Raw genomic sequence first — 13309 nt, 5'->3', positions numbered from 1 at the left:
GGTCCGGTGCGGGCCGCGGGTGTCGCGTCACTTGCTGATGGCGAACCGCATCAGGGCGTGCTCGTCGCCCTGCTTGATCTTCCCCGTCTCATTGATCACTTGCAGCTTCCAGGAACCGCCGACCCGCACGGCCTTGGCCACGGCGCAGCCGTTGTCCTGGGTGAGCAGGCTCGGCCAGATCTCGGCGACCTGCTGGGAGCTGCCCCCGGTCGCGTCGTACACCTTGAAGCTGATGTTGCGCGCCTTCTGGAAGGAGCTGTTCTTCTTGAACGCGGAGGCGATGAACACGATCGAGGTGATGTGGGGCGGTATCCGGGCGAACTCGACCGTCACCGTCTCGTCGTCGCCGTCCCCGTGGCCGGTCTGGTTGTCACCGCTGTGCAGCAGGGAGCCGTTGCCCATGGGGTCCAGCGAGTCCAGGCCCGCCAGGCGCACCGGCTCCCCGCCCTGCATGGCGATGGCGATGAGGTCGAGGTCGGTGCCGGCCTTGTGGCGGAGCTTGCCCAGCACCCCGCCGCTGGCGCCCGCGGTGGGGTCCCAGGACACCCCGATGGACATGTGGGTCACACCGTCCAGGTCCGCCGGGCCGTCTTCTTTCGTCAGCATGATCATGCGTGGGTCATCCTCTGTGAAGGTACTGGCGACAGACGCATTCTGTCCTACAGCGCCTGGGCGGCCGGCTTCACCATGTTCCGTACGGTGCGGGCCTTGACGAAGTCGCCCATGGCCGTCATCTCCCACTCGCCGGTGAACTGCCGGATGAGCTTGGCCATCATCACACCGGTCTGCGGCTCGGCGTTGGTGAGGTCGAAGCGGACCAGCTCCTCCTCCGTGGTGGCGTCCAGGAGGCGGCAGTAGGCCTTGGCGACCTGGTTGAACTTCTGGCCGGAGAACGAGTTCACGGTGAACACCAGCCCGGTCACCTCCTGGGGCAGGTGCCCGAGGTCGACCACGATCACCTCGTCGTCGCCCGCGCCCTCACCGGTGAGGTTGTCACCGGAGTGCTTGATCGCGCCGTTGAGGATGGTCAGCTTGCCGAAGTAGCAGCTGTCGATGTGGTTGCGCTGCGGGCCGTAGGCGATGACGGAGGCGTCCAGGTCGATGTCCGCGCCGCGGTACGCCGGCTCCCAGCCGAGGCCCATCTTGACCCGTGAGAGCAGCGGACGGCCGCCCTTGACCAGGGACACGGTCTGGTTCTTCTGCAGGCTGACCCGGCCCTTGTCGAGGTTGACCTTCCCGGTGCCGGGGGCGGGCGCGGGCGGGGTGACCCGGGGCTGCATGGCGGGCGGCGGCGGGGCCACGGGCTGCGGAGGGGTGCCCGGGTGCGGAGGGGCGACCGGCTGCGGCGGAGCGGCCGGGGCGGGCGCCGGCTCCTCCACCGTCACGCCGAAGTCGGTCGCGATGCCCGCGAGCCCGTCGGCGTACCCCTGGCCGACGGCCCGCGCCTTCCACTGGCCGTTGCGGAGGTAGATCTCCATCACCACCAGCGCCGTCTCGGTGCCGAGCCGCGGCGGGGTGAACGTGGCCAGCACCGAGCCGCTGTCCGCGTCGCGCAGGGTGGCCGTGGGCTCGATGCCCTGGAACGTCTGCCCGGCGGCGTCCGGGCTGGCGGTGACCACGATCTTCTCGATGCCCGCCGGCACGGCGGCGGTGTCCACGGTGATCGCGTCGGGCGCCGCACCGCCGCCCGAGCGGTACGTCACACCCGGCCCGGACGGCTGGTTGTAGAAGATGAAGTCGTCGTCCGAACGCACCTTGCCGTCGCCCGTGAGCAGCAGGCCCGATACGTCGAGCCGCACCGGAGCGGCGACGTCCACCGTCACGCGCGCGGCGGCCAGAGGGATGTTCGAGCCGGGGGTCATAACTGTCATGTGGGAGATAACGAGCGAGTGCGCTTTGCCGTTCCCTTACCTGCCGAACCGGTGACACACCCCGGCCGGTCCTCTAAGGGAGCACGACGATCTTCCGCCCCACCCCCGAGGCGAACTGCTCCAGCGCCTGAGGGTACCGCTCCAGCGGAATCCGGTCGCTGATGAAGACCTCCGGGTCCAGCACCCCGTTCGCGAACAGCTCCGCCGCCCGCTCGAAGCTGTGCAGCACCGCCATCGAACCGGTGATGGTGATCTCCTGGTTGTAGATGCGGTACGGGTCGATCGTCACCCGGGTCGCGTAGTCGGCCACCCCGAACTGCAGGAACGTTCCCGCCTTCGCCACCCGGTCCAGGCCGTCCTGGATCGCCGCCGCGTTGCCGGTGGCGTCGACCACCACGTCCCAGCCCTGCGGCCGGTCCAGCTCGTCCGCGCCCGCCGCCGACGCCGACACCCCCAGCCGCCGGGCCGTCTCCAGCCGGGCCGGGTTCACGTCGACCACGTCCACGCTCGCCGCGCCGGTCCGCTTGGCCAGCTCCAGCATCATCAGGCCCATGGTCCCGGAGCCGTAGATCAGCACGTGCGCGCCCAGGCGCGACCGCAGCACGTCGTAGCCGCGCACCGCGCACGACAGCGGCTCGATCAGGGCCGCGTCCTCGGTGCGCACGTGCTCGGGCAGTTTCACGCAGTTCGCCACCGGGGCGACCGCGTACTGCGCGGCGCCGCCCGCCGTGGTGACGCCGATCGCGGCCCAGCGTTCGCACATGTTGTTCCGGCCGTCGCGGCAGTAGCGGCACTCGTAGCAGTACAGGGAGGGGTCCACCGCGACCCGGTCGCCGACCGACACCTCGGTGACCCGGGTGCCGACGCCGACCACCTCGCCCGCGAACTCGTGGCCCGGCACGATGGGCAGCTCGGGAGCGAACTCGCCCTGGAGGATGTGCAGGTCCGTGCCGCACAGGCCGCAGGCGGCGACCTCGACGACGACCTCGCGCGGCCCTGGCGTCGGGTCCGGGACCTCGGCGACGACGGCCCTGCCCACGGACTCGATGACGGCGGCCTTCATTTCACGGCTCCCAACGACAGGCCCTGGACGAGTTTGTCCTGGGCGGCGAACCCCGCGGCGAGCACCGGCAGGGAGATGACGAGCGACGCGGCGCACACCTTGGCCAGGAACAGGCCCTGGCTGGTGATGAAGGTGGTGAGGAAGACGGGGGCGGTCTCGGCGACCACGCCCGTGAGGACCCGCGCGAACATCAGCTCGTTCCAGCTGAAGATGAAGCAGATCAGGGCGGTCGCCGCGATGCCGGGCAGGGCGATCGGGGCGACCACGCGGCCGAGCACGGTCGGCAGCCGGGCGCCGTCGATCTGGGCGGCCTCGATGATCGCGACCGGGACCTCGGACAGGAAGGACTGCATCATCCAGACCGCGATCGGCAGGTTCATGGCCGTGTAGAGGATGACCAGCGCCCAGATGTTGTCGAGCAGGCCGGTGTTCTTCGCGAACAGGTAGATCGGCAGCAGAGCGGCCACCAGGGGCAGCATCTTGGTGGACAGGAAGAAGAACAGGACGTCGGTCCACTTCTTCACCGGCCGGATGGACAGCGCGTACGCGGCGGGCAGCGCGAGGAGGAGGGTCAGCAGGGTGGAGACCAGCGAGGCGGTCATGGAGTTGATCAGCGCGGGCCAGGGACTGGCCCCGCCGGTCAGCCCGAAGAACTCGCGGTAGCCGTCCCACGTCAGCGCGGCGGCCACCGACGGCGGGTTGGTCGCCGCGTCCGCCTCGGAGTGGAAGGACGTCAGCACCATCCAGAGCATGGGCAGCACGAACACGAGTCCGGCCAGCCAGGCGACAACGCCCAGGGCTGCCCCCCGGAACCGGCCGCGCGGCCTGCTGTGCCGCGGGGCGGTGGTGGCGACGGTGGCCATCAGCGGGACACCTCCTCACGGAACAGCGACGACACCACGCGCAGCGCGAAGGTCGCCAGGATGATCGAGCCGATCACGACGATGACGCCGGCCGCGGAGGCGAGGCCGTTCTCGTGCGCCTGGTAGAAGGTCTGGTAGATCGTGTACGGCAGGTTCGCGGTGCCCAGGCCGCCGGAGGTGATGGTGAACACCGCGTCGAAGTTCTGCACGATGTAGATCGAGCCGAGCAGCACGCCGAGTTCGAGGTAGCGGCGCAGATGCGGCAGGGTGATGTGCACGAAGATCTGCCAGTCGCTCGCCCCGTCCATCCTGGCCGCCTCGATCAGTTGTGAGTCGCGGCTCTGCAGTCCGGCCAGCAGGATCAGCATCATGAACGGGGTCCACTGCCAGATCAGCGCGGCCTCCACCGCCATCAGCGGCATCTCGGAGATCCAGTCCGGCTGGACCGCCCCGTCCCCGCCGATGGCGTGCAGGATGCCGTTGAACAGCCCGTACTCCGGGTTGAACAGCAGGTGCTTCCACATCAGCGCGGCGGCGATCGGCACCAGCAGGAACGGCGCGATGAGCATGGTGCGCACGGCGGCCCGGCCGCGGAAGCGGCGGTCCAGCAGCAGCGCCAGCAGCAGGCCGAGCAGCAGGCTGACCAGCACCACGGTGACGGTCAGCAGGATGGTCGTCCCCACCGACGTGCGCAGCTCGGGGTTGCTCAGCACCTCGCCGTAGTTGGCGAATCCGGCGAAGCGGCGCTGGTCGGGGTAGAGCGCGTTCCAGTCGAGGAACGAGATCACCAGGGTGGCCACGAAGGGCAGCTGGGTGACGACGATCATGAAGATCAGCGCCGGCAGCAGGGGCGCCCGGGTGGCCCAGGCGCGCATGCGGTTCGGGCGCCGGGCCGCCGGCCGTCCGGAGACGGCGGCGGCGCGGGCCGGTGACGTCAGGGTCATGACCCCTCGTACTTCTCGGCGACGGCCTCGGCGAGCTTCTGGGCCTTCTTCAGGGCGCTGTCCACCGACTGGCGTCCGGCGATGGCGGAGCTGATCTCCTGGGAGACCTTGGTGCCCAGGTCGGTGAACTCGGGGATGCCGACGAACTGGATGCCGGGCGCGGGCCGGGGCTGCACGCCCGGGTCCTCGGGCTTGGCGTTCGCGATGGCGTCCCGGGTGACGTCCGCGAACGCGGCGGCCTCCTCGCGGTACTGCGGGATGTCGTAGGTCGAGGCGCGCTTGCCGGCCGGCACGTTGGACCAGCCGGCCTTCTCGCCGACGAGCTTCTCGTAGTCCTTGCCGGAGGCCCAGGAGATGAACTTCCAGGCGTCCTCGGAGTTCTTGGACGCCTTCTGGATGCCCCACGCCCAGGTGTAGAGCCAGCCCGAGCCGTCGGTCTTCTCGACCGGGGCCGGGACGTAGCCGATCTTTCCCTTGACCGGAGAGCCGTCGGCCTCCAGGGAGCCGGCTCCGGCGGTGGCGTCGTACCACATGGCCGTCTTGCCCTGGGTCATGTTGTTCAGGCACTCCGCGTAGCCGGACTGGGCGGCACCGGCCTCGCCGTGCTTGCGGACCAGGTCGACGTAGAACCGCGTGGCCTCCTTGAACTCCTTGGAGTCCAGGCGTGCCGTCCAGTCCTTGTCGAACCAGGTGCCGCCGAAGGTGTTCACCACCGTGGTCAGCGGCGCCATGACCTCGCCCCAGCCCGGCAGTCCGCGCAGGCAGATGCCCTTCATGCCGGGCTGGGAGCCGTCGATCTCGGCGGCCAGGTCGGCGACCTGCTTCCAGGTGGGCTTGTCCGGCATGGTCAGGCCCGCCTTCTCCAGGACGTCCTTGCGGTACATCAGGAAGGAGGACTCGCCGTAGAACGGCTCGCCGTACAGCTTGCCGTCCTCCGCGGTGAGCGCCCGGGTCATCGGGGGGAGGATGTCGGCCTGGTCGAAGGCGGTGTCCTTCTCGACGTGGGCGTCCAGGGAGTGCAGCCACCCGTTCTTGGCGTAGATCGGGATCTCGTAGTTGCTCAGGGTGGCGACGTCGTACTGCCCGGCCTGGTTGGCGAAGTCCTGGCTGATCTTGTCACGGACGTCGTTCTCCGGCAGGACGGTGAAGTTCACCTTGATGCCGGTGTCCTTGGTGAAGTGAGCGGCGGTCAGCTTCTGCAACTCCACCATCTGCGGATTGTTCACCATCAGGACGTTGATGGAGCTGCCGCCGGCGGATCCGGACCCGCCGGCGCCCGAGCAGGCGGCGAGCGGAGCGATCAGCGTCCCTACCGCCGCCGCGGCGAAGAGGGTCCGTGGCGAGCGTCGGCTCTGGGTTCGCATGGGGTACTCCAGGATATGTTGACACTAATGGGGACTTGTGCGGGACGAGGGTGCCTCGCGGGGCGGGTGGAAGGCGGGGTTCTGCGGGGTGCCGGGCGGTTCGGCGGTCAGACCCGGATGACCTGTGGCCCGAGCAGGGAGTAGCGGTGTGCCTCGGCCGCCGGGAGCAAGGTGCTCGTCACGATCGCCTCCAACGCGCCGACTTCGGCGAACCGGCAGAAGCTGACCGCCCCGAACTTGGTGTGGACGCCCGCGAGCACCACCCGGCGCGCGACCCTGACCGCCTGCGCCTTCACCTCGCCGACCGCCGGGTCGGGCGTGGTCAGACCGTGTTCGCGGGAGATGCCGTTGGCGCCGATGAACGCCAGGTCGATGACGAAACCGGACAGCATCTTCGTCGTCCAGTGGTCCACGGTGGCGAGGGTGCCGGAGCGGACCCGGCCGCCGAGCAGCAGCACGGAGACGGTGCCGGTCCCGGCGAGCGCGCCCGCGACCGGCAGGGAGGCGGTGACCACGGTCAGCGGCCGGTCCCGGGGCAGGGCCTCGGCGATGAGCTGCGGGGTGAAGCCCTCGTCGACGAAGACCGTCTCGGCGTCCCCGAGCAGTTCGGCGGCGGCGGTCGCCACCCGGCGCTTCTCGGGTACGTGGCTGGTGGCGCGGAAGGCCAGGGTGGTCTCGAAGCCGGCGCTCTCCACGGGGTAGGCGCCTCCGTGGGTGCGGCGCACCAGACCGTGGTCCTCCAGGGCGCGCAGGTCCCGTCGTACGGTCTCCTTGGCCACCCCCAGGTCGGCGGCGAGCGCGGTGACGTCGACCGAGCCGGTGGCACGCGCCAACCGTACGATCTCGCGCTGGCGCTCCTCGGCCGTCCCGTGGCTCATGGGTCGACCACCCGCTTCCTGATCTCGCTGCCCGTTCGGGCCCGGTGCGGCCCTTGCCGGATGTTCTACAGCGGGTACGCGGTTCTGACCAGGCTTGTTATGGGTTCGCTATTGCCCGTTTGCGCCCGTTCGGCTCGGGCGGTGCCCGCCTCGGACCTGCACGGGGGTGGCCCGGGGCGTGGGAGCGGGCGGCGCCGATGCCCGAATGCGGGGGCGGGCGGGCCCGTTCGGTGCCCGCCCGCCCCCGGCTGCGTCGGTTTTCCGCCGCTTCGGCGGCGTGTTGGTGGCGTGTCAGTACGGCCAGATGGGCGGATCCGTCACGAAAGCGCCGCCGATGTAGGCCTGTGCCCTGTTGTCCGGGTCGAGCTCGCCCTGCTCGGCGATCAGCTTCTCGGCGTAACGCTCGGAGTCGTCCCGCGGTTCGTAGCCGAGCGCCCGCGCACTGGTCAGATCCAGCCACAGCCGGGTGTTGGCGGAGGCGCCGTGGACGACGGTGTGGCCGACGTCCTCGGCGGTCAGGGCCGCGTGGAACAGGCGCGCGCCGTCGGCGGGGCTCATCCACATCGAGAGCATCCGCACACTGGTCGGCTCGGGGAAGCAGGAGCCGATGCGCACCGAGACCGTCTCCAGGCCGTGCTTGTCCCAGTAGAGCTGGGCGAGGTCCTCGCCGAAGGACTTGGACAGGCCGTAGAAGGTGTCCGGGCGGCGCGGGGTCTCGACCGGGACGGGCGGCTCGCCGGGGGCGGGGCGCGGGGTGTGGCCGACGACGTGGTTGGAGGAGGCGAAGACGATCCGGCGGACGCCCTCCTCGCGGGCCGCCTCGTACAGGTGGTACGTGCCCTCGATGTTCGCCCTGAGGATCTTCTCGAAGGGGGCTTCCAGGGAGATGCCCGCGAGGTGGATGATCGCGTCGACGCCCCGTACGGCCTCGCGCAGCGCGTCCCGGTCGGCGAGGTCGGCGACGATCGCGTCCGGCTCGCCCTCGATCGGCCGCATGTCGAGGAGGCGCAGCTCGTAGCCGTGGTCGGGCAGCAGGCCCCGCATCAGGGTGCCGAGCCCGCCGGCGGCGCCGGTGAGCAGAACGGTGCGGGGAGCGGGCATCCTCGGTCTCCTTGTTCTCTGGCTTTCGCCGGGGCGTTCTCCGGCTCCGGCCGGGCCGCATGCATGGACGCGATTCACATGCGTGGACACGCTATGAACAGCGGTCACGCCTCGTCAAGTGTGCCGTGAAGTGGTGAAATTCGCCGCCGTGTTGCCGGTTTGCGCGCTTGACCGGCCCGGACGGGGGCCCCTAGCGTGGTCGTGTTCAGGCATGTGGACATCGATCAGAAACGTGCACCGCCGTGAGTGACTGTTCCCGTGTGCGCGCCTGCCCCAGGGAGAGCCCGTGACGTCAGCCCCTCTCGCCGAACGCCTCAGCATCCCCAGCGGGCCGCTGTTCTTCCCCGTCACCGCCTGCGCGCCCGACGGCTCCGTCGACCTCGACACCTACCGCGCCCACGTGCGCCGCGGGGTCGAGGCCGGGGCCGCCGCCGTGTTCGCCTGCTGCGGCACCGGGGAGTTCCACGCACTCACCCCCGAGGAGTACGAGCGGTGCGTCCGCGCGGCCGTCGAGGTGACCCGGGGGCGGGTCCCGGTCGTCGCGGGGACGGGATACGGCACCGCGCTCGCCGTGCGCTACGCGAGGCTCGCGGAGGAGGCCGGGGCGGACGGGCTGCTCACCATGCCGCCCTACCTCGTGGTCGCCGGCCAGGAAGGGCTGCTGCGCCACTACCGCGAGGTGGCCGCCGCGACCGCCCTGCCGGTCGTCGTCTACCAGCGCGACAACGCGGTGTTCACCCCGCGGACGGTCGTCGGACTCGCCCGCACGGAAGGGATCGTCGGCCTCAAGGACGGCCTGGGCGACCTGGACCTCATGCAGCGCATCGTGAGCGCCGTACGCGCCGAAGTCCCCGAAGGTTTCCTGTACTTCAACGGCCTGCCGACCGCGGAGCTGACCCAGCCCGCCTACCGCGGCATCGGCATCACCCTGTACTCCTCCGCCGTCTTCTGCTTCGCCCCCGAGATCGCCCTCGCCTTCCACACGGCGCTCCGCGAGGGCGACGAGGCCACCGCGCACCGGCTCCTGGACGGCTTCTACCGCCCGTTCGTCGAACTGCGCGCCCAGGGGCGGGGATACGCCGTCTCCCTGGTCAAGGCCGGGGTACGGTTGCGCGGTCTTGACGTGGGAGAGGTACGGCCGCCGCTGCACGAACCGGCCGAGGACCACGTCAAGCAGCTCGCCCAGCTGATCGAACGCGGCTACGCGCTGCTCGAGGAGGACGCGTGAAGACCTCGGCCTTCGTCTACCCCTGGGACGTCAACGGCGACCCCGAGGCGCCGGGACGCCTGGCCGCGCTCGGCGTACGGCAGGCCACCCTCGCCGCCGCCTACCACTCCACGCGCGCGCTGACCCCCCGTCACCCGCGCCACCGCGTGGTCACCGCCGAGCACGCGGCGGTCCTGTACCCGGCGGACGACCGCTGGGCGGGCCGGGCACTGCGCCCGTACCCGGCCGGCGGCTGGGCGCCCGGGGACGCCTACGGCGAGGCGGCGGCGGCCCTGGCCGGGACCGGCCTGGAGGTGCACACCTGGGTCGTCCTCGCGCACAACTCCCGCCTGGGCGCCGAGCATCCGGACACCTCCGTCGTCAACGCCTACGGCGACCGCTACCCGTGGGCGCCGTGCATCGCCCAGCCCGCCACGCGCGCGTACCTGACCGACCTGGCCGCCGAGGCGGCCGTCCGCCCCGGCGCGCGCGGCACCGAACTGGAGTCCCTCGGCTGGTACGGGCTCGCCCACCTGCACGCCCACGACAAGACCGGCGGGGTGGGCCTGGGGGACGCCGGGCAGTACCTGATGTCCCTGTGCTTCTGCCCCGCCTGCCGCGCCGGCTACGCCGGACAGGGCCTCGACCCCGACGAGCTGGGGGACGCCGTACGCACCGCCCTGGAGCCGGTGTGGCAGGGGGCGCCCTCGGACGGCGGCTGGGCCGGCGTGGAGAAACTCCTCGGCGGGACGACGGCGGCCACCACGCGCGCGTGGCGCGACACCACGGCCCGCACCCTGCAGGAGGCGGCGGTGGCGGCGGTCCGCGCGGCGGCCCCGGCCGGCTTCCAGGTGCTGCTGCACGCCGACCCGGTCTCCTACCACTGCGGCGCCAACGCCGGCGTGGACCCCGCGCACGTCCTGTCCGTGGCGGACGGCGTGGTGGTGCCGTGCACGGGCGGCTCCGGCCCGCTGGCCCCGTTCGCCGAACACGCCCGCCCGGACACCGTCCTGGCCGCCAACTTCACGATCGTCTCCGGCATGGGCGGCAGCCCCGGCACCCTCGCCGAGGACGCCGCCCGCGCACGGGGCCTCGGGGCGACGGAACTGCGCCTGTATCACGCCGGGTTGGCGTCGGACGGGGATCTGACGGCGGCACGCTCGGCGCTGGCGGCGTTCTGAAAAGGGGCAATGACGTACCCAGCAGCCCCAGGCCCAGGAGGGCCAGGAGCAGCGGGAGGCCGACGGCGCCGACCAGGGCGGCACCCGCGGCCAGACCGACGACGTTGGGGGCGAAGAGCAGCGTGTTCGCCGTGGCGGCCGCCCGGCCGAGCAGTTCCTCCGGCGTCCCGCGCTGTACGGCGGTGAGCGCGGCGATCAGTACGCACGGCAGGCCCGCGCCGATCGCCGCGCTGCCCGCCAGGGCCACCGGGTCGGACGGGATCGCGCGCAGGGCCACTCCGACCGCCGTGAGGGCGATGCCGCAGGCCGCGAAGCGGCGGCCGCCCAGGCGGCGCAGGGCGGTGCCCGAGGCGAGGCCGGTCACGACCGACCCGGCGCCCTGGACGGCGTACAGCACCCCGGCGTACGCGGGCGCGCGGCCGAGGCCGTCGACGACGGCGTAGACCAGCGCGCCGTTCACGCCGGTGAGCAGCATCGTGGCGCCGCCGGCCGGCACCAGCGGCCGCAGCCGCGGATGGAACCACAGATGGCGGGCGCCCTCGGCGGTCCGCTCGCGCCAGGAGCCCCCGGGCCGGCGCGGCTTGTCCTCGCGGACGCGCAGCAGCGCGTACAGGCCCGCGGCGAGCAGGAACGTGGCCGCGTCGAGCAGGGCGACGAACGGGCCTCCGTACGCCGTGTACAGGCCCGCGCCCGCCAGTGGGGCCAGCAGCTTCATACCCTCGTTCGCGGTCATGCGCAGCCCGTTGAAGTCGCCGAGCAGCCTCTGGTCGACGGCGGTGGCGACGAGCGCCGACTGCGCCGCGTCCTCCACCGCACCCGTGGCGCCGTAGACGAACAGCACCGCGTACAGCAGCCAGACGCGGCCGGGAGAGCCGACGGTGAAGAGGATCGGCAGCAGCGCCGCCAGCAGCAGGTTCGCCCCGATCAGCAGGGGGCCGCGGCGGACGCGGTCGGCGAGCGTGCCGAGTGCCGGGCCGGCCAGGGCCGGCGCCCACATCGCCGGCAGGCACAGCGCGGCCAGTCCGTTCGAGCCGGTGAGGTCCTTGACCCACACGCCGGAGGCCAGCCACAGCGCCGAGGTGCCGAAGCCGGACACCATCACCGCGGCCAGACACAGCGCCGCCCGGCGGTCGCGCAGCACCCGTACCAGGGTCCAGTCGGTTGTCGTCATGTCCGCAGATCGTCGCTCCAAGACCCCACCCCGCGGATGAGGCGGATTCCGTATACGCCGGACCGTTCGGACAGGGATCCGCCGGCTGCCGTCCGGCATCCCGACTTTCTTCTGTCAGAAGCATTGACGAAACCTCAGGCCCCTCTTACCTTCGACGCGTCGTACTTCGTACGTCATATATGAGACGCGATATGTGAGATCCGAGAGGCGCGCATGACCTCTGTGCCCACGCCGATTCCCTCGCGCACGCAGGTCGTGCTGGAGGGGATCAAACACCGCATCCTCACCGGGCTGTTGACGCCCGGTCAGGCCCTGGTCGAGACCGAGCTCGCCGCACAGTTCGGGGTGTCCAAGACCCCGGTGCGCGAGGCTCTGAAGACCCTGGCCGGCACCGGGCTGGTCGTGATGAGCCAGTACAAGGGCGTCACGGTGCGCGAGGTGGACGCGGACATGGCGCGCGAGGTCTACGACGTGCGGCTGCTGCTGGAGCCGGAGGCCCTGAGGCGCTCGGTGCGCCGCGGCGCCTCCCTGGACGCCGCGCGCGACGCGCTCAAGCGGGCCGACGAGGCCGCGGACACCGCCGAACGCTCCCTCGCCAACCGCGAGTTCCACCGCGCCCTCTACCTGCCCTGCGGCAACCCGCTGCTGGGCCGGATGCTGGACGAGGTCCGCGACCAGGCGGCCCTCGTCTCCGCCGTCGCCTGGTCCGCCGACCCCTCCTGGGAGCGGGAGGCCACCGAGCACCGGGAGATCCTGCGGCTCGCCCTGGAGGGCGACGCCGACGGTGCGGCCCGCGCCCTCCACGCCCACATCGCGTCGTTCGTGCAACGGGCCTATCCGCACGCGGAGCCGACGGCCCAGGAAGAGGACGGTCAGGCATGACAACGACGTTCGAGACCCAGCGGGCGGCCCTGGCCGACGTGGTGGCGATCCCGGTGACCCCGTTCACCGAGGACGGCACCGTCGACACCGCCACCTACCGGGCCCTGCTGCGTCGTCTGCTCGACGGCGGCGTCACCACCCTCACGCCGAACGGCAACACCGGCGAGTTCTACGCCCTCGCCCCCGAGGAGCGGAAACTGGTGACCGAGACGACCGTGGAGGAGGCCGGAGACCGGGCGAACATCCTGGTCGGGGTCGGCCACGACGTGCCCACCGCCGTCGCCTCCGCCCAGCACGCCCGCGAGCTGGGCGTCCGGATGGTCATGGTCCACCAGCCCGTCCACCCCTACGTCTCCCAGGGCGGCTGGGTCGACTACCACCGCGCGATCGCCGAGGCCGTGCCCGAGCTGGGCGTCGTCCCCTACATCCGCAACGCCCGGCTGTCCGGCGCCCGTCTGGCCGAACTCGCCGACGCCTGCCCCAACGTCATCGGCGTCAAGTACTCCGTCCCGGACGCCGCCCACTTCGCCGCCTTCGCCCGGGACGCGGGCCTGGAGAGGTTCGTGTGGGTCGCCGGCCTCGCCGAGCCCTACGCGCCCTCCTACTTCTCCGCCGGCGCCACCGGCTTCACCTCCGGCCTGGTCAACGTCGCCCCGGCGGTCTCCCGGAACATGCTGGAGTCGCTCAGGTCCGGCGACTACCCGGCCGCGATGAAGGTCTGGGAGCAGATCCGCCGCTTCGAGGAGCTGCGCGCCGCCAACGGCTCGGCCAACAACGTCACCGT

Annotated in this window: 12 protein-coding genes and 1 pseudogene; 4 read left to right on the top strand and 9 right to left on the bottom strand. The window is 71.7% G+C overall.

The window, feature by feature from the left end; genetic code table 11:
- Window positions 1-27 precede the first annotated feature (27 nt).
- From RH94_RS35365 to RH94_RS35330, 8 genes are all read right to left on the bottom strand, one after another.
- Window positions 28-612 carry a TerD family protein gene (locus RH94_RS35365; RefSeq protein ID WP_073952390.1) on the bottom strand — a complete coding sequence of 195 codons (585 nt, stop codon included), beginning with the start codon at window positions 610-612 and terminating at the stop codon, window positions 28-30.
- Between the two features lie 47 nt (window positions 613-659).
- Window positions 660-1862 (bottom strand): TerD family protein, encoded by a 1203-nt coding sequence (locus RH94_RS35360; RefSeq protein WP_199881139.1) that lies wholly within the window; start codon window positions 1860-1862, stop codon window positions 660-662.
- 82 nt (window positions 1863-1944) lie between these two features.
- Entirely contained in the window at window positions 1945-2934 is a 990-nt protein-coding gene (locus RH94_RS35355; protein WP_073952388.1) for a zinc-dependent alcohol dehydrogenase family protein, read from the bottom strand.
- On the bottom strand, window positions 2931-3797 hold the full coding sequence (locus RH94_RS35350) for a carbohydrate ABC transporter permease (protein WP_073952387.1): 867 nt from the start codon (window positions 3795-3797) through the stop codon (window positions 2931-2933). Before RH94_RS35350 ends, RH94_RS35355 begins: the two co-directional genes overlap by 4 nt.
- Window positions 3797-4741 carry a carbohydrate ABC transporter permease gene (locus tag RH94_RS35345; RefSeq protein ID WP_073952386.1) on the bottom strand — a complete coding sequence of 315 codons (945 nt, stop codon included), beginning with the start codon at window positions 4739-4741 and terminating at the stop codon, window positions 3797-3799. The genes RH94_RS35350 and RH94_RS35345 overlap by 1 nt, the downstream gene beginning before the upstream one ends.
- On the bottom strand, window positions 4738-6105 hold the full coding sequence (locus RH94_RS35340; RefSeq protein ID WP_073952385.1) for an ABC transporter substrate-binding protein: 1368 nt from the start codon (window positions 6103-6105) through the stop codon (window positions 4738-4740). Before RH94_RS35340 ends, RH94_RS35345 begins: the two co-directional genes overlap by 4 nt.
- Before the next feature lie 107 nt (window positions 6106-6212).
- On the bottom strand, window positions 6213-6983 hold the full coding sequence (locus RH94_RS35335) for a DeoR/GlpR family DNA-binding transcription regulator (RefSeq protein ID WP_073952384.1): 771 nt from the start codon (window positions 6981-6983) through the stop codon (window positions 6213-6215).
- Between the two features lie 291 nt (window positions 6984-7274).
- Window positions 7275-8084 carry an NAD-dependent epimerase/dehydratase family protein gene (locus RH94_RS35330; protein ID WP_073952383.1) on the bottom strand — a complete coding sequence of 270 codons (810 nt, stop codon included), beginning with the start codon at window positions 8082-8084 and terminating at the stop codon, window positions 7275-7277.
- 286 nt (window positions 8085-8370) lie between these two features.
- Here RH94_RS35330 and RH94_RS35325 point away from each other — a divergent pair, with 286 nt between their 5' ends.
- A complete protein-coding gene (locus RH94_RS35325) occupies window positions 8371-9312 on the top strand; it encodes a 5-dehydro-4-deoxyglucarate dehydratase (protein ID WP_073952382.1) in 942 nt (313 codons plus the stop codon).
- On the top strand, window positions 9309-10472 hold the full coding sequence (locus tag RH94_RS45655) for a hypothetical protein (protein WP_073952381.1): 1164 nt from the start codon (window positions 9309-9311) through the stop codon (window positions 10470-10472). The genes RH94_RS35325 and RH94_RS45655 overlap by 4 nt, the downstream gene beginning before the upstream one ends.
- Here the strand turns inward: RH94_RS45655 and RH94_RS35315 are convergent.
- Window positions 10444-11643 (bottom strand): annotated as a pseudogene (locus RH94_RS35315) (MFS transporter); the annotation flags it as partial. The gene RH94_RS45655 and the pseudogene RH94_RS35315 sit on opposite strands and share 29 nt — an antisense overlap.
- A gap of 213 nt (window positions 11644-11856) precedes the next feature.
- Here RH94_RS35315 and RH94_RS35310 point away from each other — a divergent pair.
- Both RH94_RS35310 and RH94_RS35305 read left to right on the top strand, forming a co-directional pair.
- Window positions 11857-12525 (top strand): GntR family transcriptional regulator, encoded by a 669-nt coding sequence (locus RH94_RS35310; protein WP_107428900.1) that lies wholly within the window; start codon window positions 11857-11859, stop codon window positions 12523-12525.
- The coding region (locus RH94_RS35305) for a dihydrodipicolinate synthase family protein (RefSeq protein WP_234426302.1) at window positions 12522-13309 on the top strand (788 nt) is incomplete at its 3' end. The genes RH94_RS35310 and RH94_RS35305, both read left to right, overlap by 4 nt.

It is taken from the genome of Streptomyces kebangsaanensis (assembly GCF_001906585.1).
Lineage (GTDB): Bacteria > Actinomycetota > Actinomycetes > Streptomycetales > Streptomycetaceae > Streptomyces > Streptomyces kebangsaanensis.
This window is presented reverse-complemented; position numbering and strand designations above follow the sequence as displayed.

What these genes read in the sequence shown, in the direction of transcription:
- RH94_RS35365 (WP_073952390.1), bottom strand. Translation starts at nt 612, where the DNA reads ATGATCATGCTGACGAAAGAAGACGGCCCGGCGGACCTGGACGGTGTG.
- RH94_RS35360 (WP_199881139.1), bottom strand. Translation starts at nt 1,862, where the DNA reads ATGACCCCCGGCTCGAACATCCCTCTGGCCGCCGCGCGCGTGACGGTG.
- RH94_RS35355 (WP_073952388.1), bottom strand. Translation starts at nt 2,934, where the DNA reads ATGAAGGCCGCCGTCATCGAGTCCGTGGGCAGGGCCGTCGTCGCCGAG.
- RH94_RS35350 (WP_073952387.1), bottom strand. Translation starts at nt 3,797, where the DNA reads ATGGCCACCGTCGCCACCACCGCCCCGCGGCACAGCAGGCCGCGCGGC.
- RH94_RS35345 (WP_073952386.1), bottom strand. Translation starts at nt 4,741, where the DNA reads ATGACCCTGACGTCACCGGCCCGCGCCGCCGCCGTCTCCGGACGGCCG.
- RH94_RS35340 (WP_073952385.1), bottom strand. Translation starts at nt 6,105, where the DNA reads ATGCGAACCCAGAGCCGACGCTCGCCACGGACCCTCTTCGCCGCGGCG.
- RH94_RS35335 (WP_073952384.1), bottom strand. Translation starts at nt 6,983, where the DNA reads ATGAGCCACGGGACGGCCGAGGAGCGCCAGCGCGAGATCGTACGGTTG.
- RH94_RS35330 (WP_073952383.1), bottom strand. Translation starts at nt 8,084, where the DNA reads ATGCCCGCTCCCCGCACCGTTCTGCTCACCGGCGCCGCCGGCGGGCTC.
- RH94_RS35310 (WP_107428900.1), top strand. Translation starts at nt 11,857, where the DNA reads ATGACCTCTGTGCCCACGCCGATTCCCTCGCGCACGCAGGTCGTGCTG.